Genomic DNA, 26,273 nt, shown 5'->3' with positions numbered 1-26,273 from the left:
CCGATAACAAACTAAAACGGGTAATAACGCCATATATTTTGCGTAAGTCACTCTCAACAGGCAGGTCACTTAGGGAACGAATCGCCGTTGCCAGCACATTTTTAACCGCAGGATTAAACGAAAATGATGCTTTTTGGTTGAGTATATCATCGGGCGATAAGGTTTTATCAGGGCTGGTAAAGTCAATGGTGTAATGCCATGGCTGGTTGAGCTGTTCATCACCTTGTACGTGTAAAACAGAAACCGGCGAAATCAGATTATCAACCGTTAAGGTGTAGCGGTTGTGGCTGACCTCGCCCATTAATTCATTCAGTAAACTTTCACCGACTTGATTGATAAGGCTGGTTATTTTGTTCGCCATGGGTTACTCCTTTGTATTTTCGACATTAAGTACGTGTCGTTTTTTTGGTATATCTTAATTGTGCTTTGCCATCAGGCATAAAGTAGGTGCCGTATTTAACAAGTCCACCTTCTTTGAAATAACAGACTAATTCATAACTGAGAACCATTGAGTCATTATTTTTTTCATCGATATTGATATTAATCGATTCAAGTCGTGGTTCATAAATAAGTAGTGTTTGTTCTATAGCTCTCATTAATACATAAGCTGATGACGGTAATGCTTGAAAGATAGTAGACATGTCCGGTAACCCATAATCAGGCATATGGTTAATAGCCCCTGCCCGACTATTTAAGATACGTTCAATGTTATCCATTACACTTATAATCGTTTGTTCTTTTTCGTCTATATCATCCACTGGGATGCCAGATTCGAAATAGCCATATAAGATGTCATATAATGATGCGCTCATTTACTTTTCTTCCACAAGTTTAATGGTATATTGACTAGCAATAATTTCACGTGGTTCAGTTATATAAAGATCACCCCGCTCCAAGACTAATCGCCAAGTGTTATCTTTTAAATTCGGCTCTTTGAAAAGTGCTATAATTCCAACCGCATCGGCTTTTTTGTCAAATGGGATATCAATTGAAATAGCAGTGTCGGGTTTTAATACGACTTCTTTACTTTCAATCAATGTTTCTTGTAAGATTTCACTATCATTATCAACCAGTTCTTGATAGGTGGCTGTATTGAAATTATCGACATCTTTTAATTGATAAATGCGAATTACAACAGGTGATGATCGACTATCATCATCTACATTGAGTTCTGCTCTTGCTTTAAGATCTAAATGTAACGTTCTGACATTCCATTTAAAAACAGAATCTGTAATTTCAACTGCTGTTTCACTTACGCTTTGGGCAATACCACAGCCCGCTAGCGAAATAATTAACAAACTTGCAATTAATGTTTTGATTATTCTCATTTTTAGTCCTTTGTTTGATATGCTCGATAATCAACGCCTGAATAACTTCCCAAATTGACTTTGATTTCGTCTTGAATGGGTTGATTATTTTCGTCAGTTTTATTAAAAGATGCAGTTAATCCTAATCTGCTATTTTTTGATTTTAATTGACTTCTTGGTAGAAAAATTCGTTTAATACACAGCGTTATTTTAGCATCTACTCGATAGCCTAAATAAGTGCGTAATAATGCTAAGATGTCATGGAATAATTGTCCGTCAGGCAATAATTCAGCAATTTGATGTTCGTGTTGTGGCGTTATTGAAATATGAATACTTTGATTGCACTCTTTGAAGCGTGAACCCAATGTTCCACCACCATCTAACCCAATTCGATTAGGTTCCTTTCCACCTAATTTTGCAGGATTATCTATTGATTGCCAAACAGGATAAAATTCACTGACATCAACTTTGGCATCATCAACCATAACTCGAATAAGTCCAACAATCCCTTCTGCTGTTCGTGTTTTTTGTGACATTAGTCCAAGTAATGCAAAAAAACGTGATAATGGCGTGCCAATTTGCTCTCTTATACCTTTGATTCCTAACCCAATTAAACCAAATAAACATTGGGATACGGGATCTCGTCCTCCTTCTATGTAGCTTGCCGGATAGTGGTACTTTAACCAAATGCGATAAAATTGTGTGATGACTCTGTGATTGAACATGTCAAGAAAGTCAGTCATAACTTGATAGTTTTCATCACGACGAATAATGTTATCAATCAAACCTAGTGGTAATACGGCATCAACACCATATAGACCTAAAAATCGCGTTCTTACCGTTGTTGGACGGTTGATATAAGGTGCTTTCTCAATATATTTTAGTTCACTAGCCGGAAATGACATATCCACCGAAGGCGCAAATCGTAACGGATCAGCCGCAGGCGATTCATGTTTCCCTAATATCGGATCTACTGAATACATTTGCTCAAGTAACTGACAAAAACGATAAAAATTGATTCTTGGCAGTTCTTTTTCAAGCATTTGCATTAAAGGGCTGTTTTCGATGCTTTGCTCTGATTCCATACTATTTTGTTTCCTGTAGGTAAACTGATAATAACCAACTGCGTAAATAAATTGACATCGGCATATAAGGCAAAAAATTGATGTAATAATTCACCAAATAACATGACATCACCCTCACCCGAAAATTGAAAACTATTGATAGTGACCTCAATTTCTATACCCCGTTGTAACATGCCTTTAACGGTTCGCTTAATCATGCGATGAGTGACCTCAACTATGCCTTCAAGGCGTCTTCTATTTAATTCGTTGTCCGTCCAGTCGTATAGCGCTAAAGTTCCTCGTAAGACTTCAGCATTCATTAACGATAAGTAATTTGGTGCAAGATGCGATAATATTCGCCAATAAAAACGATCTTCTGTCGGCGGATAACAAGGCATTGTCGGTGAACAAAGATTGCGTACTTTGGCAATACTACTATTTGAATCAAGAAGACTATGAATGCGTGCATTGCGTAGTGCTTTACGTGGTAGCATTCCATTGGTTCCTGTGACTCTTAATGATAAAGTTTCGGTTTCAAGGATTTCGTTTTTATCCCATATTTTTCCACCTAAGATTAGCCATGTGTCATGTAGCCCCGAAGGCCCTTTTCTCACACGTGTGTGATAATACCGTTCTGGTGCGTCGTGACGTAACATTCCACCACGGTGTTTAAAGCTGGTAAATGGTACATAACGATATCGTCCATCATTGGTGATCGCTTCTACATTTTCAACTGAATAAACTTCTATATGCCCGTCCTGTCTTAACAGTGGTCTTAGTAGGTATTCACTTTCTAGCTGATTAACAACAATGGGATCCGCTTCCATGTCAAATAGGTTGATAACAGGGACACAATGCAAACGAATGTTATCATGCCCAAATGGCATGTCGCTTGGCCATGTTTGATTGAGCGTTAATTCTATATCGATATAAGTACATGCTTCTGATATATTGCTTGTTTTTAAACCATGTAAGTCAACAAACATAAATTTTTCACGAAATGCAAAATATTCCAATAGTAGTTGATATCCTGAAAACGCATTATCTGGTTTGAGCCATAGGCGATCTTCTTCACTGAATCCTACTGGTGTAATTTTTCCATCAAGCGTAACTCGTGTTTCTGGATCATCTGAGTAACGAACATGTATTTGTCCTACTTGCTGAGTCAATGCATGATGTAAAGTTGATGCAATTGGTGCATCAGCATTTAGGTATAGGCGTAAACATGATAAATCTAACTGTTCTTTATCCGCCAATTCGCTAAAACCTATACGGATAGTTATCATGCTTCGTCCATCGTGATTAAGCCCTAAAGTCACTTGATTAACTTTTATTGGCTGTAAAGTCACTTCTTGAGTTGTACGAAATGGGCATTTAGTGCCAACTTGTCCAAGTGGCTCGGTTTGTACTTGCAGGCCTTTAGGGATCACTTCTTGACGTGATAGCGTTGTATAATTTGGTGTTAATTCGACAATCGATAATGATGGAATTAAACGTAAATAATGTGGCCAAAGTAAGGTGACTAAGCTTTCTGTTAGTTCAGGTAAATCGTCATCAATTTTTTGGCGTAACCGTCCTGTTAAAAAGGCAAAACCTTCAAATAATCGTTCTACATATGGGTCACGGTCTCCGACACGATCTAAGTTTAAAAAACTTGCCCTATCAGGATGTATTTTAGCAAATTCTTTTCCGGCTTCTCGCAAATATCGCATTTCCGATTCGTAATAGCGTAAAATTAAATCATCCATTGTTAATCTCTTTCATTGTTGTGTTATTTTCACTTGGTTAATTGTTTTTATTACAAAATTTGTATTATTCATTATTTAGTTTTTTGATACTGCCTTTTTACATCATGCTGAGTGCCCGTGCAGGATCAAGCTGCATTAATTCATGTTGTAACAGATCTATTTTCTCTGATAATTCAACTTTTATACCATCTTTTAATTGATTTTTTTGCTTTAATAGCTTTAATAAAAAGCGTTTAACATCAAAGATTAGCTCTGGTTCCCAGTCAAGCAATGTCATTGATTGTTGTTGGTTATTTAAGCCAATCAATAATTTTAATGCAATTTCTTGTTTACCCAGTTGTTCAGCTACTCTTGCTTGCGTATATTGCAGTAAATATCGCTGTTTAGGTGAGCGTAATGTTGGCAAATTTTGTAACCATTGAAATGCTTTTTCCAACGTTTCAGACTGCGCTAATTCGTATGCTTGTTTTTCTATTTCGTTCCAATCGTTTTCACCAGAAATCGATATTGGCGCAATACTGTCACCTTCATCTAAATGATGAATTCTTGCATTGGTTGCAATCCAACTAAGTGTTTCATCATCGGCAAAAGGTGTGCCATTATCGAATGAAAGCCGTTCTATGCCATTCAATCTTTCTAACATCAAACCTATATCAGTTAGAAATATATCCGCCCAAGCTTGATGTGGTGCCCCCATTTTTTGTAGTGACATAATCGTTGCTCGCTGAAGGTCTAACCAAAAATGATTAGCACCTTCCATGAATGCAGCTTCTACACGCTCAAATAGTTCAGACCACTGCTGTTGAATTATTAATCGACTAATATTTTGTTTTAGTTCTGCTCTTGGCGCCGGTAAGCGAGTACGTCCTCGATGATCTGCTGGCGGTAAATCGACAATGGTATCCCAACGTAATATTCGTAAAAAACGACCAGCAGCAAGATATCCTTCTGGCTTTTCGCGTAAAAAAGCCGCCATTTTACGAGCTTGATCCAGTAAATCTCGTTGAGAACCAATTTTGACATCTGTCATTTTTGGAAAAGATTCGGCAGTTGTTTCAGACGAAGCTAAAGATGATGACGATGTCGATTCTTCTGGTTGTGAACTTCTAACTTGTTGTTTTAAGTTATTACTAAAAAAATGTACGAGAGCTGATAAATCAGGTGCTTCAATAGCTTGATCAGGGTTTTCACTGACAAAAAGTGTTTTGATTGTGCTATCTAATTCATTTAATGCAACAATGATACGTGACAGGCATTCGTCAGAAATTGGTTGTAATTGGGTAAGTTGATCAATAAATTTTGCATTAGCCAACCATTCAATCGCATTTTTGCGGACATTATGCCGTGATGGATAAATATTTGTTCCGAATTTTTCAAGTAAGCCGGCTAATAATTCAACACCGTCCGCATATCCTTCTGCGCCGTCAAGATGTAATCGGGCTAGGCAATAATAAGTTGCCACTCGAATATCCTTACTGCTCTGTTTTAATATGTTTTCACTTTCAGTGACGATCAATTCATAATCAATACCTGATAGTTTGGCGATTTCTTCTTTTATTTCTTGAAAAGTATCGTGGTAAGTTAAATCTTCACCTGTAGGTTTTTCTGGACTAATTGGTTCTAGCCAATCCGCCCATTGTTGGGTTAAATTTTTTTTGACTGATTCAGTTGAATCTTGTGTTCCAAATAAACGATTTAACAATTGGCTAAACATAATAATTTTCCATCATTTTAATTAATTTTCAAATACTCTGGTTGGTAAGGTGAAATTACGCAATTTTAACAACGTTAGTGGCCCTTGCCCCAATTGTGTCCTTAATACATATCGTAATTTACCTTCGTCAGATACTTTCCAAACTAGTTCATAACGACTTGAATCAAGCGCTTTTACAGATGCTTTTTCAAGTAGTCTTATAAGTGCCCAATCACCATTGTAGTAATCAAATAGTTTTAACCCTGCCTCATCAGAACTCCAACTGAGTTGAGAAAAAGGTGAATAGCCATCCCCTGGCCAATTGAAGCGTTGCCATGTTGGGGCTTGATTGAAGTATTCTAGTTTTTGTTTATTGATGATTAATTCAGTACGAACAATTTTGTTACCACTACGTGGCATTAAATCGAACGATAAGGTTACATCACCTGATGTGATCAATTCGGATGATAAATCATTAAATAACTCTAATGCATCAAGAAATTTTGGTGAGAAGTTAAGACCTTGAGCATTCACGGTATTGACTATCCAACGTCCGCCTTTCTTTTCTAATACACCGTTTAGTTCATTTATAATAAAGTTATCAATAATTCCAGTATCACTTCGTAAAAAACGAGCAAGTTCAGCTAATGATGCTTCATTTTCACTATTTTTGAATGGATAACGACCCGCAAATGACTTTTCCCATTGATTGACAATGTAATTTTGCCAAATTTCATTAAAACTTTCTGTTGCAGGTGTTAATACTACCTGCCAAGACTGCTCAAGCGGTTGTTTAAATAAGCTATGACCAAAACCTGACCATTCATTACCTAAATTAGCTGCAATTAGATTTCCATAATCTCGAGTTTCGGTTAAGTCAACTGAAGTCCCTTTAAATACGCTTTTTGCAAGTCCTTGCATCATTGCTTTAGGATCGGCGCTATTGGTCACATTTTGTAATTTTAAGCGAACTTGTGTTACTCGAGATAAGTAAGTCTGTAATGAAAGACTATTACTGTTTTCATTTTTTATTAGATTTACAATTGGTGAAAAAGTAGCTGTTAAAGGCCCCGATGCTTCATTATTGGCTATAGGAATAATAGATTGGTTTCTTTTGCCCATAATTTGTTGAGCAGTACGAATTAAATTATCCGATATGCCATCACCTGAATAATCAACTTCAGATTGATATTTAACTACATTGATAAGTGCAATTAGTGGTGATTGGCGATTATCAGCGAGTAACGTTAACTGTTCAATGACATCAGAAACATTGTTAGCTGGCTGCCATTGGATGTTATTTAGAAAATAAGCCCATGATGCTCCATATTCACTAAAGTAGCGATCTTTCAACTGCTGTTTTAATACATTAGGTGATATTGAGGCAATTAAATTGCTTTGGCTCCCTTCCCCTAATACCCAGTCAATTTGTTCTTTGCGTGATTTAGCCGCATCATTTATCTCATCTTTAATGGTTTCTTCCCATGCTTTTCGGGTAAATATACCAGGTACTTCTACATCATTGATAAAAAGTATATTACTGTCAATACCATCAAGCAGTTGATTTAAATTTAGGTTATTGTATTGCTGACTTGCACGTTGAATTATGTCTTGATAAAGCGTATTAACAGCATTTTGAACACCAATTTTATTAATTAATATTTTTTGTACGCCATTTACTAAACGTTTATCTTCTTGTAATGCCCAGTTAGGATTATTTTTTAAGACTTGTCCCCAAAAACGGACAAGATCGGGCATTAGTCGTTGCCAATCTCCATCACTAATACCTTCCGGTGCTCGCCATTTATCTGAGGCAAACTGGCTTAAATATATACCATCGCTTTTATCGGGATGACTTAGCATTAAATAAGCTTTTAAAAAGTCATATGCAGAATCTACTAATTTCAAACGTTCAGGACTATCCGGTGGAAGTTCTGTTAATAGCGTTAAGTAGTCAGTCATTAACGTATGGAATGGTGTTGCAATATTGCGTGAGTTGGTAACTTTATAAGTAAGCCATAATTTACTGAGTAGCTGATCATTATGGTTTAATCCAAATCGATACGATAATGGTGCACCATGTTGTTTACGATGTAATAATTGCTCAATGCGTTGTTGCAATTCAAATTGTGTCTGTAATTTTGTCTTATAATTTTTATTTACCGAATCATCAGCTTGTTTTGCCAGTTCAATACTTCCGTTAATAAGAAATGCATTTTGAAGATAGGATGTGATTAATCCTACTCCCGTAACGAGTATTGCACCTAATATCGCGCAGTTAATAATTAGTCCCCATTGAATGCCCATTCGTCGACCTGACTGTAACTTTGCATCTTCACTGATCGATTCCCATGTTGGCGTCATAGTCAAATAGTTATTTAAGTACGGGATTTCATCATTGGATAAGACTTGATGTGGTGTAAAAAATAATCCACGTATTCGTGGCGAATAGGGAAGTGCTGTCAATGAACTTAAATAACGTTGAATATTAGTAATATTACCTTTTACTAAATCTTGACTTAATTTAAGTAAAAACGAATATGTCGTTTTTTCTTTAATTTGCTGTATACCACGTTTGCTACATTCTGAAGCTAGTTGATTAAGTGATAACACCACAGAATCCATTGATTCTTTATTTAATGTAGGAAATATCAGACCAACGCTTTGCTCGATTCGTCCTGCTTGTGACCATTCGGTTTCTTCCGTTGAGATAAGATAAAGCGGCGAAGACCACTTTAAAATTTTATCTCGAGATTTAAATTGTAATACTGCCTTTTCAATAATTGATTGTTGTTGACGGTTATTGACAAGATAATTTTTAGGCACCACCCAAATTACCGCATTTAATGGTTTTCGTGAAAATGGCAAAAACCGAGAAAGGTGTTTTTTTAAAGCTTGTAACCATGGGATATTAAGTTCATCTTCAATATCTCCACCATAAATCACTAATGTCTTATCATTCAATTGCCATTGTTCTTGAGGTAAGCGAGGAAAAACGCTTTCTATGTCATTTGATTTTCCAAGAACCAGACATTTACGAATTTTGTAGCGCCAAAATATACCTGTAATGTAACGACATTTTTTTTGTATATCGATAAATTCTGAAAATGGAATTACTTTTTTCGTTTTTTTATCTGTTTCAGCAGGATTAAGTGATTCTCTTTTCGCTTTATCTTTTGCTGCTAGTCGTCGACTATTCGTTATTATGGAAGGCGTTAAAAGTAAGCCTAATAAAAATAGCATACAATATATCCAAATTTCTATTTTATGTCCTAATGTTTTGTAACCTAGGTCATCACCCCAAATAGATAGTCCTATAGCTATTGATATGGCCCCTAATAAAATAATGAAAATTAATCCAATTCGTTTCCATTTATTTCTCATTTAACACACCTTTCCTTTTTTATACATTTTTTATCACAGAAAATTGCCATTGGTGTTGGCTTTCTGAAACAATTAAATTATTGTTCTGAGTTATACTCATCATTTCACATGTAAGTGCTAATGCTAACCAATAAGTAAGTTCTGTTGACTTACCGACAAAACTTTCAAGTGAATATATATGTTCTGGTGAAATCTCATGTAGCGTTAATTCTTTAGCCACATCAGCTTTTTGTTTATTACTTATATTGGTTACCCAAAGTTGATTTATTGTTTTAAGTGCACTTTGCATTTCGACCATTTGATTCAGACCTTCTTCTAAATCATTAGCAATCATTGGTCTTAAGATTTCTATCTTTGCAAAATCCAATTTTAAATCTTCGTAATAGTCTTTATTAAGCAGTAAAAAACTGGCCAAAAAAGCAGACCCTTCTGATTTTTGATTATTAATTATAATTAGCTCTAAACCTGAATCTGGTGTATCAATATTTTCTACTATTTTTTTTATATTAGTGTTACGAAAAAGAATTTGCTGTTGTAAAGTAAATTTATTTTCTATGTTAGATGCTCGAATAGCTTGATTTATTTCGTTATCAATAGGTTGATAAGACTTGTCTGATGAATAAACTGTAATATGCAATGTTTCAGATTTAGGCAATAGAGCCAGTATTTTATTAAATTTGATGAATAGATCTTCAAGCTTGTGCTTCAATTCAAATGTTTCTTCAAATTCAAGCGATTTGTTGATCTGAGAATCTATATTGATCTCATCATCGAATATTTTTCTTGCATTGACATTACTAACTAAATAATAATAACTTTCAAGAACAACTAATGATTTCATTGCCCAATTTTGCCAATTATTATCAATAGTTTGTTGTTCATTTTGCCATATTTCATATTCTTCTTGTGCTAAACCATAAAGATATATTCGTACGCCAAATGCCGAACCTCCAATTATAGTTGGTATTAAAATTACGCCAGCCCAGTAAGTGAATTGAGTCGCAAAGCTTTTATCTGGCCATAAGGCTGCAAGTATTAACGCGGTAATTATAATTAATACAACAAAAAAAATTCCCCATTTTGCACGACTAAAACTTATAGGTTGTTTTACTATATTTGTAACATTTGGTTTAGGCCAAGACATAATATTATTCCATCTCCGATGTACTAATTGTCGAAATTACTTTACAGCCACAGGCACAAGCACATTGATCTACGACGACTTGCTTTCCATCCGAATAACTTCTTTCAACACCTTCAATAATAGGATTGACTCCGTGCCCTTTTTTTGGGCAACTTACCAAATCACCGACTAAAGCAACGGGTTTGCCTTCAACAATCATGGTGGATGAAGCAGTAATTACATTACCTCCATGAGTAGTCGGATCACCTAATCTCACTACATTTTTAGCCATCTTTCATTCCTTTATTATTCATTTATTGGTGTTTCATTTTTTATGCAACCATCGGATATTGTATAAAATTTGCAAATTAATTTTTTTCGATCACTTTATGTTCATTATCAGTATCGAGTTAATACCCTTAAGTTATAATTTATATGCAAATAACATTATTTTTGGGTTATTAACTAACACTATTATTACAATTTTATTTTTATAACTGTTTGCTATGAATCACTATTTATTTTTAATTATTACTTTAGCCAAAGTATTTTCTTTTATATTAGTCAGCTTTTAATCACCATAATTAATTTATTATTTGTTGGTATATAATTCTTATTTTGAAGTTTATTATTGGTGATATAAGTAATTGTTTAATATCATGTAAAATTAAAATATTCATAAATTTCAATTCATTAAAACAGAAATTAGTAAAAAGCATTCATACTTCAACCTAACATCAAAATCATGTGTGACATCATTCAGTATCGCTACAATTTTACTAAGATAATGTTAACCGAAAAGATTGATGAACACTTTCACTGTTTTATCATTTTGTAAAACGCTAACGATTTTATTCGTTAACGTTTTACTTACTTATTAGGCTTTTTTGGTAGCCTTCTCTTTCTTATCTTTAGTATTTTCTGCTTGTTTAGCTTTAGTTGTTTTAACCGTCTTAGCTTTAGCAGGCTTAGCTTCTGCCTGTTTGGTTTCAACTGATTTTGTTTTAGCAGATTTTGCTTTAGTTTGCTCACTTTCCCATTCAAGTACGATTCCTTCTGATTCGTCAAAATCAAGGATTAACGTTGGTACTTGATTGTTAGTTGTACTGCTTCGTTGTAGTAATAAATTTGATACCACAGGTAAAATTTGTTGATTTAAGATACTGTCAATGTTTCGTGCACCTGTATCTGGTAGTAAACACGCTGATACCAAAGTGTCGTAAAGTTTTTCGCCCACATTAAATACAATTTTGTAATGTTTTTGTAGTCGGCTGGCAACTTTATTGAGTTTCATTTCAACAATTTTGCGTAATGCGTCTTTACCAAGTGGTGTATAGATTACTGTTTGGAAACGTGCTAATAATGCCGGTTGGAAATGTTCACGAATGATCGGACGTAGAAGTTCTTGTTGTGTCGCAATATCGGCATCTGGCATTTCTTCGAAAAGCGCCATAAGCTCATCACTACCTAAATTAGATGTCATTAATATTAAGGTATTACGGAAATCGATTTCACGACCTTCACCGTCACGCATAAAGCCACGATCAAAGACTTGATAGAATAAGTTAAGTACATCACGATGTGCTTTTTCAACTTCGTCCAGTAACACAACACTGTATGGTCGTTTTCGAACGGCTTCGGTTAATACCCCACCTTGACCATAACCTACGTATCCCGGAGGTGATCCTTTAAGTTGTGATACGGTGTGCGCTTCTTGGTATTCTGACATGTTAATGGTTACCAGTGATTGTTCACCACCAAATAGGGTATCTGCTAATGCTAAAGCTGTTTCGGTTTTACCAACACCTGACGGACCAACTAATAAAAATACGCCCATTGGTGCATCTTCAGATGTCAGTCCAGTTTTTGCTGCACGAATACGTTTAGCTAATTCAAACAGGGCATTATCTTGTCCCACAACACGTTGACGTAAATCATCTTCAAGCGCAAGTAAATGGCTTTGCTCATCTTTTAGTAAACTTTCTAATGGAACACCTGTCCAGTCTGATATAACGGATGAGACTGTGCGACTGTCAACATCAAGTGAAAGTAATGGGTTATGACCTTGTAGCTCATTTAATTCTTGCTGAGCATCGCTGAGTTTTTTAAGTAGCTTGCTATCTGATTTATTCGTCAGTTTTTGACGTAATTCTATCAATGTTTCAATTTGTTTTTTCTCTTTTTCAAATTGAGTTTGTTGAATAGTTAATTTGTCTTGTAGTTTGGCTAACTGGATGTCTATTTCTTTTAAGCGATCGCTCGTTAAATTTTCACCTAATGCCAGATCTGCGTTAATTGCATCTTGTTCAATTTTTAGTGAAGCAATTTTAGCTTCAAGCTGTGTAATTGATTCTGGTATCGTATCTAGCCCCATACGTACACGTGCTGACGCTGTATCAAGCAGGTCAACCGCTTTATCGGGCAGTTGACGTCCACTGATATAACGTCTTGATAGTGAAACGGCTGTTTTGACAGCTTCGTCTAGGATATGTACACCATGGTGTTTAGCATAACGTGATTTTAAGCCACGCAACATTAAACATGCTCGATCGTCATCAGGTTCGTCTACTTTGACCATTTGGAAACGACGCTCTAAAGCGGCATCTTTTTCAAAATATTGTTTGTATTCAGACCATGTTGTCGCTGCAATAGTGCGTAGTTCTCCACGTGCTAATGCAGGTTTTAGTAAGTTTGCCGCATCTGCGCCACCGGCTGAATTACCTGCGCCGATAATAGTATGAGCTTCGTCAATAAATAGCAATATTGGGGTTGGAGACTGTTGAACAGCATCAATCACATTTTTTAATCTTTGTTCAAATTCACCTTTTACGCCAGCTCCAGCTTGTAATAATCCAAGATCTAACGTTAGGATGCTAACATCCGCAAGATTTTTTGGTACGTTTCCTTCAGCAATTCGAAGTGCTAAACCTTCAACTAGCGCAGTTTTACCTACCCCTGGTTCACCGACAAGAATTGGGTTATTTTTACGACGACGGGATAGAATATCGACCATTTGTCTGATTTCACTGTCACGACCAAAAACGGGATCAATTTTACCTGATTTGGCTTTTTCAGTGACATTTTCGGTAAAACGTTCAAGCGCCGCTTGATGATGCTTTTGTTGAGCGATTTGTTTATCATTATTATTTGTAGCATCATTCGCATCGTTTTTTTGTGTTTTGTTTGCAGCGATTGTTGAGTTCGCTGTTGAATCAATACCAAAACTGTCTGTAGCGCTGATCGCTGTATCGGATTGATAGCTGTATTGGTTAGCTGGGTTTTCGTCCGAAGTTTCATCCAATTGTAATCGCATTTTTTGCAATGAAACCGGCGATAAACTAAGTAGTTGCCATGCATCTTGAGCTTTTAAGCAATGTGGCATTTCTTGCAATGCTTGCAATATATGAACTGAGCGAATAACTTCTTCATGATTTTCTAGCGACGCTTTTAACCATGCTGATTGCATTACAGCTATCAACGATGGCGATAAACTTGGTTTTGTGTTAATAGTATGCGGTAGTGCGTCTAGATAATTGAGTAATCCAGTCCAAATTTTATCCATATCGAGTTGATAATGTCTTGAAATTATCGTTATGTCACCTGAACCCTGTTCTAGTAATTTTAATAACCAATGTTCAAGTGTAATTTCGGTATGTGCTCGTGTTTGGCATAATCCAGCCGCAGCTTCAAGCGATTTCGCACAGTACGGATTTAGTCGTCTTAATAAAACAGAGGGATCAGCTATCATTACTATTTCTTTCCTTAATCTTAAATAAAATAAATACAGCCCCTATAAATAGGGACTGTGTAAGTTAAAATTAACCTCGGCTTTCTACCCAGCTGTCTGAGTGGATGATGTTGCCATCTTTATAAGTCCAAGTAATTTTTTCATAACGAAGTTCAATACGTTCTAAGTGGTTGTATTGTTCTTTCGTTGGGTCTTTGATGTTGTGCATTTCAGGTTTAACAGATACGACTTTTACACCGTCCATTAATGTATTGAAATATTCAACTTCTTGTCCTGCATCGTTGATTTTGTACCATTTGATCTCAACTGATTTTAAGTTTTGACCAGTAGTTACAGCTTTGTATAGGTAAGGTGAAGATGCATCAACTTCTTTAACAAATTCAAGTGCTTTATGTACACGAGTTCCTGTTAATTTACCTGTATTACCATCGGTTGGGATGTATACTCGGTGATCGAATTCAACCACTTCTACACTTCCTTCACGACCAACAACGGTTACAGAACCTTTGATTTCGGCACCGCCGTCATCTTTTAAAAACATATAAGCTGGTACAGCCATTGTTTATCTCCTTTTATTGTTTTTGTTTCACACTCTTAGTTTTCATTCGTCAAAATACATGTTGACGCTTGAGGAACTAAATTTATTTCTACCCTTCGGTTTTTTGCACGATTTTCTGGAGTATCGTTATCCACTAAAGGTTTTTTTGCACCATACCCTTGGATGGCGAAACAGGTTTCTGGTATGTCACTCGCTTTTAATATCCAATCACGTACTGACATGGCTCGATTAAATGATAGTTGTTGATTTTTGGTTTCATCGCCAACTGAGTCGGTATGACCCGTTATGATCATTAACCAACCTGTACCAGGATTTGCATTAATCTGTTTTTGTATTTCCATTAATGCATTAATTAGTACTTTTTCTGAACCCGATTTTAGACTTGCTTGTCCACTTTCAAATAACGCCAAGCTATCTAGACGAATTGGCGGAGGTGGTTCTTTAACAATAACCTGGGTTTTTTCAACGATTACTTTTTCAGGCTCTGGTGGTTTTGCTACGTAGTCACTCATGGCTACATTGAGCGGTTCAACAAGCTGTAATCCACGATATAATCCCATTCCTAAACGAATAGGTTCACCTTTAGCATAGTATTCATTTAGCATTGTTTTATCATTTCGTAGTACTTCAAGTGCCTCTTTTTTCTCATCATAATTGCCCATTGGAACTAAATGGTAATGATGAATATCATTCTGAATTCTATCGATTAATTTGATGTTATTCCAAAATGACGCTCCCATACTTCCCATTAAAAATAATGATGTGATCATGATTAAACCACAGATCATGGAACTAATAGGCGAAAATGGGTATGCAATTGGCATAAATTTAACTAATGCATCTGGCGGGGTGACACCGTCTTGTATTTTATGCGTATTTGGTAATGATAAACTTGTCGCATTTTCCCATATTTTTTTCATGAGATTATCGTGAACAATCGATTGATTGGTAGGATAGATTGCTACACCAGTCGGTACACATTTAGCAATAGGTTGCTTGTCATTAACTAAAGTGGTTAATACTACGTCTTCAATCCAACTTTCTGTTTCACTTAAAAATGGTCGAAGTCTTAATCGTCGTTCACGTTCATCTGTTGGAATTTTGATGTCATTAACCCAATTTGTAATTGGCGACAAATAACGATCTAACAAGTATAATTTTTGATTTAATAATTGAAACCAATATACAGGTAATGGGTTATTTTCATCATAGATTAAGTCGTTCAGTCCAACATGTGTTGAAAGATAAACAGGCATTTGGTATTTAGCTATTCGACAAGTGTCCACCCATGATTGACGAAATGCTTGTAGTTTAGCTACGAATAAGCCCTGTTTGTCTTCTGTTTCTGGTGTTAAGGCAAGGAAAATACCTACACGACCAAGCATATCAGGCCATTTCGCCACTAATGAATCGTAAACTATCGGTAGATGTGAAAATTCATCAACGTAGATCCAAACTGCTTCAGACGAAACTAATACATTAGATTCGGCAAGCGATAAATCATCAGGAAAAAAATCTTTAGCCGCGCTACCCGTAACCATGAGTATTGGTAAACGATAACGCTGTCTTGCCGGTAATAAATCAAGTTTTTGAGTTAAAAATTGGATATTTGCTGTTGATGATGCTAGCACTCGTCGATAACGTCGCATTTGCCAAAGAAAACCTCCGGCAATAGCAAAGACGAGAATCGATCCAAGTATTTTCCAGCCAATTGTTATTGGTAGGAAAACAAACAATAATAATAAACTCAATACGACTGCATATATAATTTGAATGCGCTTAGGGTAATCGCTCATAATAAACCTTTTTAACCAACAAGTTGCTTAACCAAGTTGTCTAGTTGATTATCCAATAAAAAGTAAAGCCCAATAACGACAATAACCGATACGACAGTACAAGCTAGTAGAATGGTTTTTCTAAACTGATAACGATATGTTTTGGTCTGTTCAATGATTGGATATGATTGTTCTGGCTCATATTCTCGTAGAGCTTCACGTAGCGCGAGTATCAGGTGCTCTCGTTCCATTTGAGGTCTATCAAGATAACAGCCTTGGAAACCAAGTCCTAATACTCGGTCAAAACAAGCTAAAACAATTCCTTCTTTTTTATCAGCTTTTAAGCGAGAACGAATTTTATCGAATAGATCATCACCCGCGCTGTGCGTGTTAAAATAGATAACTTGTAATGGCGAACCTAACCATTCATCATAGTCTTGATTTTTCGGATTATCTCGATGACAAAGTAATACAGTTTCATCTAATAAAGCACATAAAGCATAACTGATATCATCAATTACATCTTGGCTATACTGCGCTTGATGTAATTTTTCTCGTACGGTTATAACTTGTTGTTTACAAATTTCGTACAATTTATGTCCTGATGGAATATCAGCTTTAGCTTTTAACTGCACTACAACTAAGATGGAATCTCGTAATAATTCATCAATAACAATTGGTTTTGATTCTATACTCATAATTTGATCCTATGACCGCAATACGGCAAACAATTCCAAAGAAATATCAGGCATTGCACGTGGTACATAAAATTCACAACAGCGTGTAAGCAACATATTTTTGGCCGCTTCATGTGAAAGATCTAGTGCAAAATATTGATTATCCAAACGTACCGGTATAGCTGCCGGAACATGGCTCAATGCTTTAATTGGAATACCAGATAACGCAGAATGAATGATTTGTCTAACATCATCAGGTGCACCTGCTTTACATAAGATTGGGAACCGCGATTGTAATTGATGACCAGGCATACTTGAACGAACAGAAAGATAGAAATCAGCATCTTCAACAAGACGTGAGTCATTTAATCGTCCTGTCCATAGTGTGTCTTTGTCATGAACCAATTCAATTTTAATTACTCGAGAAGGTAAGCTTTCTTCCAGTAAGTTGCGTACTAATCCAAATAATGGAGGGAAAACTTCATTAAGATTATTATGTTGATAAGCTGGAATACCATCTACATTATTTAAAAGCGAGAAAGTTAATAATGCACCGGTTAGTGCTATTAATGTTTGATAAAGCTTTTCAGGATGAATCGTTGGATTATCACGCAAAAATTTGAGTTGAGGCTCATAAGTATTTAATGCATTTAACAACCAGAATAATGACACATCAGCGGTGGCAAATTCTGCCATTTGTTGATTTCGCTCATGACGCATTCCTGTTAAATGTTGCCGTTTGGCTTGCATTTGAACACATAATAATTCAAGTTCTTTAACTAATGTTCCACTTTGTGTATGCAGGTTTAACATTGGTGGAAGATATTCTTGATCCAGTACAAATCGCCCGTTAAGATCTCGTTTTAATCGTGCTATAGGACAGGTTAGATAATCACTTTGATTTTCAAAATCAAATAAGAATGTTAACGCATAATGCTCTACAGCTATAGTTTCGACATTTTGCCCCAATAAATCTGTAACTTCTACCCAATCTTGTCTATAACGCAGTGGGCGTTCAAGACGTTGATTTTCTTGTAAACAGTTACCCCCGTTGGCTTGTAGTAACGGTATACCAATAAAAACGGTTACTTCTTCAAGCTCGACAGGTATATCGGTATTTAATATTCTCGCTTCCGGTAGTTTATCTGCTATATCCGTATTGATGACAACACCATCAGAAAATCGGATACTTATTGATTCTGCTTGTAATCGATCGAAGGTTAGTGCCTGCAAATCAATAGATAGGTTTTCAATTCCCCATGGGTTAGCCACCGCTAGAGTGGCTAATTTTTGTGAAGTGAATTGATCCCACAACGCTTGTTGTTGAAATTGTTGAGGCGTCAGAAAGACGCCTTCATTCCATAAAGGACGAAATATTTTCATGTGTCCTAACACTCCTTAAAAGATATTAATGAAATCAAGTAAAAGCTAATACTTATGATTTAGCTTTTGGCATCTGTGATACCATTGATAAATTAATATCCATTCCTTCGATTTGGAAATGAGGAATTAAGAATGTTTTAACACGGAAGAATCCTGGATTATCTTCAATATCTTCAACAATGACTTTTGCTTCTCTTAATGGGTGAGCCGCTTGAACTTCATCACTTGGATCTGTCATTTCAGTGACAAGGTTGCTTATCCATTTATTTAATTCAAGTTCTAACATACGGCGGTCTTTAGTTGCACCGATATTTTCACGTTGAATAACTTTTAAGTAGTGAGCAATTCGTGACAATAAGAAGATATAAGGTAAACGAGCATTAATACGGCTGTTTGCTGTTGCTTCTTTTGTATCATAAAGTGCTGGTTTTTGCGTTGAGTTCGCAGAGAAGAAACATGCATAATCTCTGTTTTTATAGAAAGATAATGGGATGAATCCTAAATTAGCAAATTCAAATTCGCGTGTTTCAGGGATAAGCACTTCGGTAGGAATTTTTACTTGATTACCAGTACCTAAATCATAAAGGTGAATTGGTAAATCTTCAACTAGTCCACCTGCTTGCGGTCCACGAATTTGTACACACCAACCATTACGAATGAAGCTTTGAGTCATGTTTGCTGCAAACGCATAAGATGCATTAGTCCATAAATAACGGTTGTGATCAAGTCCTTTAACATCTTCAACATAATTGAAGCTACGTACTGGAATTGTATCTGGTCCATAAGGCAGACGAGCAAGTACTCTTGGTAAAGTTAAGCCGATGTAACGTGAATCATCAGTTTCACGGAAGCTGTTCCATTTGGTGTATTCTGCACGGTCGAAATAGTTGCCAATATCTTTAATTGCAGCAACTTCTTCCATGGTTTCTTTACCAAAGAATTTTGGACCAACAGAGCTTACAAATGGCATGTGTGCAGCAGCTGCAACTTTAGAAATATTACGTAACAATGAGATGTCTTGTGAACTACGATCAAACTCATAATTTGAAATTGTTACACCAATTGGTTCGCCACCCGGTGTGTCATATTCTTGAATATAGGTATGACGATAGAAACCTGTTTGGATAATTTCTGGCGCATCTTCGAAATCTTGGCGAAGATCTTCTTTTGAAACATCTAAAAGTTCAATTTTGACATTACGACGGAAATCAGTACGGTCAACTAAGAATTTTAAACCACGCCATGTTCCTTCGATTTCTTGGAACGTTTCGTGATGCATAATAGCATCAAGTTGACGACTTAATTTTTGGTCTATTTGACTGATGTGATAATCTAATAGGTGTTTATCTAATTTTTCAATCTTTTGCGATGAACTTTGAATCAATTTTAATAAAATATTGATTGCCATTGTGACACGTTCATCTTGTGAAGCTTCAAATAATACTTCATTATCTTCAAATTTATCAATTTCACCCGCTTTTTTGATTGGACTTAGATTGATTTTATCGAATAAAGATTGGTAAACACTACCATTCTCTTCTACTACGGTTGCTTTACTAGCATTGCTTTGTTTTTGTACGTTCATTACTTTTGTCTCTTAATTTTTATCAAACTTTATATTTTGCTGTGCAAATTGAGTTTTGATTGATTAAAATTTTATTTTTTACTTTCAGATACAATTGATTCTAATTCAGCACGGAGCTCATCAGAGAGTTGTTGATCTTTCACTATTTTTTCAAGTTCATAGCGGAAAGTAGCGTTATCTAATAGATTTGATTTCAAATCTCTTAATAGATTACGCATAGCAAGTAAAGAACGTAGTTGTGGGATTTTTTTAGCGACTTGTTCTGGTGAAAAATCTTTCATAGATTCAAACACCAAATCAACACTGATGTCACTACCATCATCTGCAAGTGTATTAGGTACACTTATTTTAGCTTCTGGTCTAAAATCGTTTAACACTGCATCGAAATTATTTTTATTAATCGATACTTTTTCTTTTTCAGAAAGTGAACGTTTGTCTTTTCCACGACCATAATCGCCAATTGACAATATTTTAAGTGGTAGTTCAACTTTCTTTGAGGCTCCGCCAGTGTGTAAATCTAAACTGATATTCACGCGGGCAGCTGGGACTTCATTTTGATAACTGTTTGACATAATTTCTCCTAAATTTCCATTCCCTTTAAAGGCTAAAATAAATAATTACCCTTAAGTTGTGAATAAATTACACGATTTACGAATTAATTACAATCTTAACGCTTAAATTAATTAATTTTTTCATAAAGAATTTTTTTTAAAATTTGCTTATTTTTCTAGCAAAATAAAGGGTTTTTATGATGTCGCAGATATGAACTGATGGATTGTTTTTTAATCATTTTTAAATAAATTTTATTAAATTTAATGCTAATTCAACTTTTAAAATGTTTTTTAAATTTTTTTAACTATAGTTAACTCAATAAATCAATTATTAAAATAGCTATTATTCTAATAGATAAGGCTATCTCCTTTTTCAATAAATATTTATTTAAAATACGTTATCTAATAATTTAAAAATTGACTAAATTAAACAAATTTATTTGACTTTAGCGACTTAAATGATAATAATTCTCATTAACATTTAAAGTGTATTTATTTTTATCACTTTATTAGATAGTTAAAGGAAGCTATTATGAAAAGGATTTCTTTTTAGCTTTCACGTTTTCCTTGATTTCTCGGTATCTTGAAGATGATTGAGTATATTATTAAATAGGAGTTGCTAATGAAATTCAATTCTATCAAAAGTCGTAAAACTTTATTAAATTTAATTTTTACATCATTAATTATTCTTACTGGCGTGGCTAACTCTGCAATCGCTGAAGAAAAAAAATTTAAAGTTGTTACGACATTTACCGTGATTCAAGATATCGCACAAAATATTGCGGGCGATGCAGCGATAGTTGAGTCAATCACTAAAGCTGGTGCCGAGATTCATGAATATGATCCAACCCCTCAAGATATTACCAAAGCACTTTCTGCCGATTTAGTATTATGGAATGGACTTAATTTAGAACTTTGGTTTAAACGTTTTTTTGAAGATATTAAAGATGTTCCTTCGGTTACGGTAACAGAAGGAATTGACCCTATGCCGATTCAGGAAGGAAGTTATAAAGGTAATCCTAATCCACATGCTTGGATGTCTCCGACACTTGCTTTAACTTATATTGAAAATATTCGTGCTGCTTTTGTTAAATATGATCCGAAACATGCCGATATTTACAATAAGAATGCTGCCGATTATGTTGCTAAGATTAAAGCTCTTGATGCGCCTTTAAGGGAACGCCTAGCCAAAATTCCAGAATCTCAGCGTTGGTTAGTCACCAGTGAAGGGGCTTTTAGTTATTTGGCAAGAGATTATAATCTTAAAGAAGCATATTTGTGGCCGATTAATGCTGAGCAGCAAGGCACACCTAAACAAGTTAAAAATCTGATTGATACGGTCCGTAAAAATAATATTCCGGTTGTTTTTAGTGAAAGTACGATTTCGGATAAACCGGCTAAGCAGGTAAGTAAAGAGACAGGTGCTAAGTATGGAGGTGTGTTATATGTTGATTCACTTTCAACTAAAGATGGCCCAGTACCAACCTATATCGATTTATTAAAAGTGACTGTTGAAACAATAGCTAAGGGGTTTGAAAACTGATGACTCAAATTTGCCTAAACGTTGATGATATTACTGTGACTTATAATAATGGTCACACTGCTATTCATGATGCAAGTTTTAGCTTACATGGTGGCACTATATGTGCACTGGTTGGCGTTAATGGTAGTGGTAAATCCACACTGTTTAAAAGCATTATGGGGATGATACGACCAACTAAGGGACAAGTAACTTTTAATAATACGCCTGTAAAACAAGCATTAAAACAAAATATTATTGCTTATGTACCCCAAACGGAAGAGGTTGATTGGGATTTTCCTGTGTTAGTGTCTGACGTAGTAATGATGGGACGTTATGGACATATGTCTTTTTTACGTATTCCAAGTAAAGAGGATAAAAGACAAGTTGATATTGCCCTAAAGCGTGTAGATATGCTCGAATTTAAACACCGACAAATTGGCGAGCTTTCTGGCGGTCAAAAAAAACGTGTATTTTTAGCCAGAGCGTTAGCTCAACAAGGTAAAGTACTTTTATTAGATGAGCCTTTTACTGGGGTTGATGTTAAAACAGAAAATGCCATTATTGAACTTTTGAAGGATCTTCGTGATGAGGGGCATTTAATTTTAGTTTCTACCCATAATTTAGGTAGTGTGCCTGAATTTTGTGATCAAGTTGTTTTGATTAATCAAACTGTTCTTGCTTTTGGATCAACCCAATCCACATTTACCCCTCAAAATTTAATGACTACTTTTGGCGGTGCTTTGCGTTATCTAAGTCTTTCGGGTGAAAAGTTACATGAAGATGAAGATCCTCGCAAGGTATCTATTTTAACCGATGATGAACGTGCAGCAATATTTTATGGTGAAGGTAAAGATGATTCCCCTCATCAAGATTTACTTGTTGAACATCATGATCATGAACCAAAAGGACAGCAATAAATGGAACTCCTTCTTGAACCATTTAGTTATGACTTTATGCTAAAAGCCATCTGGGTAAGTAGCATTGTCGGCGCAGCTTGTGCTTTTTTATCTGCCTTTTTAATGTTAAAGGGCTGGTCATTAATGGGCGATGCTTTATCTCATTCAGTGGTCCCTGGTGTTGCCGGAGCTTATGCACTGGGTTTACCTTATTCGGTAGGCGCTTTTTTTACGGGATTATTGGCTGCACTTTCTATTACCATGGTAAGAGCAATGACCCGATTAAAAGAAGATGCCATTATTGGTTTTATTTTTTCTACTTTTTTTGCGATTGGTTTATTAATTCTTTCATTAAATCCGACTTCTATTAATGCCCAGACAATTATTTTTGGTAATATTTTAGGTATTGATGATAGTGATATGTGGCAAGTGCAGATTATCATATTGGTTTCGGTTGTACTTTTATTATTATTCTGGAAGGATTTATTAGTTGTATTTTTTGATGAAATTCATGCCAGATCAATCGGTTTAAGACCTTTACCTTTAAAAATCCTTTTTTTTACTATTTTAAGTGCTTGCACAGTTGCAGCTTTACAAACGGTTGGGGCAATTTTAGTTATTGCAATGGTTGTCACGCCCGGTGCAACCGCTTATTTGCTGACTAATCGATTTTCACATTTATTGATTATTTCGGTAATAATTGGTGCACTAACCAGTGCTATTGGAGCGTGGTTTAGTTACTTTTTAAATGGTGAAACAGGTGGCGTTATTGTTACATTGCAAACGTTAGTTTTTATTTTTGCTTTTTTATTTGCACCTAAACAAGGATTAATTTCTAATCGCCGTAAAATTAGACAACTTCGCTTAAGTAAAGGGGATTAAGTATGGCTGATATAGGGTATTTTATTTTTCATCCTTTTACGATTCCTCTTATGCAAAGAGCCATTTTAGCCGCGCTTGCAACCGGTATGGTTTGTGCCCTACTATCGTGCTTTTTAGTTTTGAAAGGGTGGTCATTGATGGGCGATGCTATATCACATGCAGTATTACCCGGTATTGTACTTGCCTTCTTAGCCGGAATTCCCATTATTATCGGGGCTTTTGTGTCAGGTTTATTTTGCTCAGTCGCTACCGGTTATATAAAAGAAAACAGCCGAATAAAAGAAGATACCGTCATGGGAATTGTGTTTTCCGGTATGTTTGCATTCGGTTTAGTGTTATTTTCTAAAGTTGATACGTCGCAACATTTGAACCATATCTTATTTGGTAGTGTACTTGGTACAAGTTATGCAGAATTAATACAGATTATTTTTATTGCTGCTGTCGTGTCTATTATTGTTATCATTAAGCGTCGTGATCTCATGCTTTATTGTTTTGATCCTGTTCAAGCAAGAGTGGTTGGATTACCCGTTCGATTATTACATTATGGATTACTGAGTATTCTAGCTTTAACTATTGTAGGATCGCTAAAAGCAGCTGGGGTTATATTGGTCATTGCTATGTTGATTGCACCGGGTATTACTGCTTTTTTAATCAGTAAACGATTTGAAAGAATGTTAGTTATTGCGGTGTTAATTTCTGTCTTTTCAACCGTTATGGGAACATTGATCAGTTATCATTTAGATGCTTCTACCAGTGCTTGCATTGTGATTCTACAAGCTACTATTTTTGTTTTTACACAAAGTTATGCCTATATTAAAAGCCGTCAAAATTAACCATTAATAAAATTGCGTAAATGTGACATGTTAGTCGTTATGACATTTACGCAATTTTCGCTTTGGAATTTTTTAACTATTCATCATCCATATATTTGCTGGAATCAGCATAATTATCAAAGCGTGAAAATTGACCTTGGAATTTTAATCTTACTTTACCTATTGGACCATTACGCTGTTTACCTAAAATAATTTCGGCAATTCCTTTGTGTTCAGATGCTTCGTTATACACTTCATCACGATAAATAAACATGATTACATCGGCATCTTGTTCAATCGATCCGGATTCACGTAAATCCGAATTCACTGGTCTTTTATCTGCCCGTTGTTCAAGACTACGATTTAACTGTGATAGTGCAACAACCGGAATTTGTAATTCTTTTGCTAATGCTTTTAATGATCGTGATATTTCAGCAATTTCCAACGTTCGATTTTCAGACATATTCGGTACACGCATCAGCTGTAGATAATCGACCATGATCATACTTAACCCTTTATGTTCCCGATAAATACGTCTGGCACGTGAACGTAATTCCATTGGCGTTAATCCGGAAGAGTCATCGATATAAATATTTTTCTTTTCAAGCAAAATACCCATGGTACTTGAAATACGAGCCCAATCATCATCTTGTAATTGACCAGTACGAATACGTGTTTGGTCTACTCGAGAAAGTGAAGCGAGCATACGCATCATAATTTGTTCTGAAGGCATTTCTAAACTAAATATTAATACCGGTTTTTCTTGCATCATTGCTGCATTTTCACACAAATTCATGGCGAAAGTTGTTTTTCCCATAGAAGGACGTGCGGCAATAATGATTAAATCTGAACGTTGCAAGCCAGCTGTCTTTTTGTCTAAATCAAGAAAACCTGTAGAAACACCAGTGACACCATCATGTGGGCGTTGGAACAGTTCTTCGATTTTAGCAACCGTCGCTTCCAGCACTTCAGTTATGCTTTTTGGCCCCTCTCCTTGCTTGGTACGGCTTTCAGCAATTTGAAAGATTTTACTTTCAGCTAAATCCAATATTTCACTACTGTCTCGCCCTTCTGTCGCATAACAGTTATCTGCAATCTCATTTGATGCGCTGATAAGTTCACGTAATATAGCTTGTTGCCGAATAATATCACTATATGCCACAACATTGATGGCGCTCGGGGTGTTTTTTGATAATTCAGCTAAATAAGCAAATCCCCCCACGTCAGCAAGCAAATCCTTACTTTCTAAACTTTCTGAAAGCGTAATTAAATCTATTGGTGTTCCTTTACCCACTAAAATATGCATTTCAGCGAAGATAATTTGATGATGACGTGAATAAAAATCCCGTTCGGTTATCATTTCAGCAACGACATCCCAACGCTGATTATCCAGCATTAAACTACCGAGAACAGCTTGCTCTGCCTCTATGGAATGGGGAGGCAATTTTAAGCTATGTAGTTTTGCGTTTTTCGCATTTTGATTATTACCGTCTTTATTGGTAATGATTTCATCAGTATTCATTAGATTCATCTTTTTTAATTTAATTCATATTTGAGCTTATCA

20 protein-coding genes and 1 pseudogene are annotated in these 26,273 nt (G+C 35.6%); 4 read left to right on the top strand and 17 right to left on the bottom strand.

Annotation, left to right across the window (positions count from 1 at the left end):
• The 16 genes and pseudogenes from J3U14_RS04095 to tssB all read right to left on the bottom strand — a co-directional run.
• A pseudogene (locus J3U14_RS04095) lies at positions 1–361 on the bottom strand (hypothetical protein); the annotation flags it as partial.
• Positions 362–386: 25 nt separating this feature from the next.
• Complete coding sequence (tssE, locus tag J3U14_RS04090; protein WP_267350477.1) at positions 387–812, bottom strand: type VI secretion system baseplate subunit TssE; 426 nt, start codon at positions 810–812, stop codon at positions 387–389.
• Entirely contained in the window at positions 813–1,328 is a 516-nt protein-coding gene (gene tssJ / locus J3U14_RS04085) for a type VI secretion system lipoprotein TssJ (protein ID WP_267350479.1), read from the bottom strand.
• A gap of 2 nt (positions 1,329–1,330) precedes the next feature.
• Positions 1,331–2,392, bottom strand: a complete 1,062-nt coding sequence (tssG, locus tag J3U14_RS04080; RefSeq protein WP_267350481.1) for a type VI secretion system baseplate subunit TssG — start codon at positions 2,390–2,392, stop codon at positions 1,331–1,333.
• Complete coding sequence (tssF, locus tag J3U14_RS04075) at positions 2,356–4,119, bottom strand: type VI secretion system baseplate subunit TssF (protein WP_267350483.1); 1,764 nt, start codon at positions 4,117–4,119, stop codon at positions 2,356–2,358. The genes tssG and tssF overlap by 37 nt, the downstream gene beginning before the upstream one ends.
• Positions 4,120–4,216: 97 nt before the next feature.
• Positions 4,217–5,833 carry a type VI secretion system protein TssA gene (tssA, locus tag J3U14_RS04070; RefSeq protein WP_267350485.1) on the bottom strand — a complete coding sequence of 539 codons (1,617 nt, stop codon included), beginning with the start codon at positions 5,831–5,833 and terminating at the stop codon, positions 4,217–4,219.
• Positions 5,834–5,854: 21 nt separating this feature from the next.
• Complete coding sequence (locus J3U14_RS04065) at positions 5,855–9,196, bottom strand: ImcF-related family protein (RefSeq protein WP_267350486.1); 3,342 nt, start codon at positions 9,194–9,196, stop codon at positions 5,855–5,857.
• A 19-nt stretch (positions 9,197–9,215) separates the two neighbouring features.
• The gene (locus tag J3U14_RS04060; protein ID WP_267350488.1) at positions 9,216–10,340 is read right to left on the bottom strand and encodes a hypothetical protein; all 1,125 of its coding nucleotides are present in this window, start codon (positions 10,338–10,340) and stop codon (positions 9,216–9,218) included.
• Positions 10,341–10,344: 4 nt separating this feature from the next.
• Complete coding sequence (locus J3U14_RS04055) at positions 10,345–10,611, bottom strand: PAAR domain-containing protein (RefSeq protein ID WP_267350490.1); 267 nt, start codon at positions 10,609–10,611, stop codon at positions 10,345–10,347.
• A gap of 585 nt (positions 10,612–11,196) precedes the next feature.
• Positions 11,197–14,067, bottom strand: a complete 2,871-nt coding sequence (tssH, locus tag J3U14_RS04050; RefSeq protein ID WP_267350491.1) for a type VI secretion system ATPase TssH — start codon at positions 14,065–14,067, stop codon at positions 11,197–11,199.
• A 70-nt stretch (positions 14,068–14,137) separates the two neighbouring features.
• Positions 14,138–14,626 carry an Hcp family type VI secretion system effector gene (locus J3U14_RS04045; protein WP_065559516.1) on the bottom strand — a complete coding sequence of 163 codons (489 nt, stop codon included), beginning with the start codon at positions 14,624–14,626 and terminating at the stop codon, positions 14,138–14,140.
• Between the two features lie 35 nt (positions 14,627–14,661).
• Entirely contained in the window at positions 14,662–16,422 is a 1,761-nt protein-coding gene (locus J3U14_RS04040; protein WP_267350493.1) for an OmpA family protein, read from the bottom strand.
• Between the two features lie 11 nt (positions 16,423–16,433).
• Positions 16,434–17,099 carry a type VI secretion system protein TssL, short form gene (tssL, locus tag J3U14_RS04035; protein ID WP_267350495.1) on the bottom strand — a complete coding sequence of 222 codons (666 nt, stop codon included), beginning with the start codon at positions 17,097–17,099 and terminating at the stop codon, positions 16,434–16,436.
• Between the two features lie 9 nt (positions 17,100–17,108).
• The gene (tssK, locus tag J3U14_RS04030) at positions 17,109–18,461 is read right to left on the bottom strand and encodes a type VI secretion system baseplate subunit TssK (RefSeq protein WP_267350497.1); all 1,353 of its coding nucleotides are present in this window, start codon (positions 18,459–18,461) and stop codon (positions 17,109–17,111) included.
• Between the two features lie 52 nt (positions 18,462–18,513).
• On the bottom strand, positions 18,514–20,046 hold the full coding sequence (gene tssC / locus J3U14_RS04025; protein ID WP_267350500.1) for a type VI secretion system contractile sheath large subunit: 1,533 nt from the start codon (positions 20,044–20,046) through the stop codon (positions 18,514–18,516).
• 71 nt (positions 20,047–20,117) lie between these two features.
• A complete protein-coding gene (gene tssB / locus J3U14_RS04020; protein WP_065559521.1) occupies positions 20,118–20,618 on the bottom strand; it encodes a type VI secretion system contractile sheath small subunit in 501 nt (166 codons plus the stop codon).
• 601 nt (positions 20,619–21,219) lie between these two features.
• Here tssB and J3U14_RS04015 point away from each other — a divergent pair.
• Genes J3U14_RS04015 through J3U14_RS04000 form a run of 4 tightly spaced genes read left to right on the top strand, consistent with a single transcriptional unit; the run spans position 21,220 to position 24,730 of the window.
• Positions 21,220–22,140 carry a metal ABC transporter substrate-binding protein gene (locus tag J3U14_RS04015; RefSeq protein ID WP_267350503.1) on the top strand — a complete coding sequence of 307 codons (921 nt, stop codon included), beginning with the start codon at positions 21,220–21,222 and terminating at the stop codon, positions 22,138–22,140.
• Entirely contained in the window at positions 22,140–23,036 is an 897-nt protein-coding gene (locus J3U14_RS04010; protein WP_267350505.1) for a manganese/iron ABC transporter ATP-binding protein, read from the top strand. The genes J3U14_RS04015 and J3U14_RS04010 overlap by 1 nt, the downstream gene beginning before the upstream one ends.
• The gene (locus J3U14_RS04005; protein WP_267350507.1) at positions 23,037–23,897 is read left to right on the top strand and encodes a metal ABC transporter permease; all 861 of its coding nucleotides are present in this window, start codon (positions 23,037–23,039) and stop codon (positions 23,895–23,897) included.
• A gap of 2 nt (positions 23,898–23,899) precedes the next feature.
• On the top strand, positions 23,900–24,730 hold the full coding sequence (locus J3U14_RS04000) for a metal ABC transporter permease (RefSeq protein WP_267350509.1): 831 nt from the start codon (positions 23,900–23,902) through the stop codon (positions 24,728–24,730).
• 76 nt (positions 24,731–24,806) lie between these two features.
• On the opposite strand, the gene dnaB is transcribed toward J3U14_RS04000, so the two are convergent.
• Entirely contained in the window at positions 24,807–26,216 is a 1,410-nt protein-coding gene (dnaB, locus tag J3U14_RS03995; RefSeq protein WP_411590079.1) for a replicative DNA helicase, read from the bottom strand.
• Positions 26,217–26,273 lie beyond the last annotated feature (57 nt).

The organism is Gilliamella sp. B3801 (assembly GCF_026536645.1).
GTDB lineage: Bacteria > Pseudomonadota > Gammaproteobacteria > Enterobacterales > Orbaceae > Gilliamella > Gilliamella apicola_I.
Note: the sequence above shows the minus strand (reverse complement) of the source record. Positions and strands in the feature narration are given on the sequence as shown.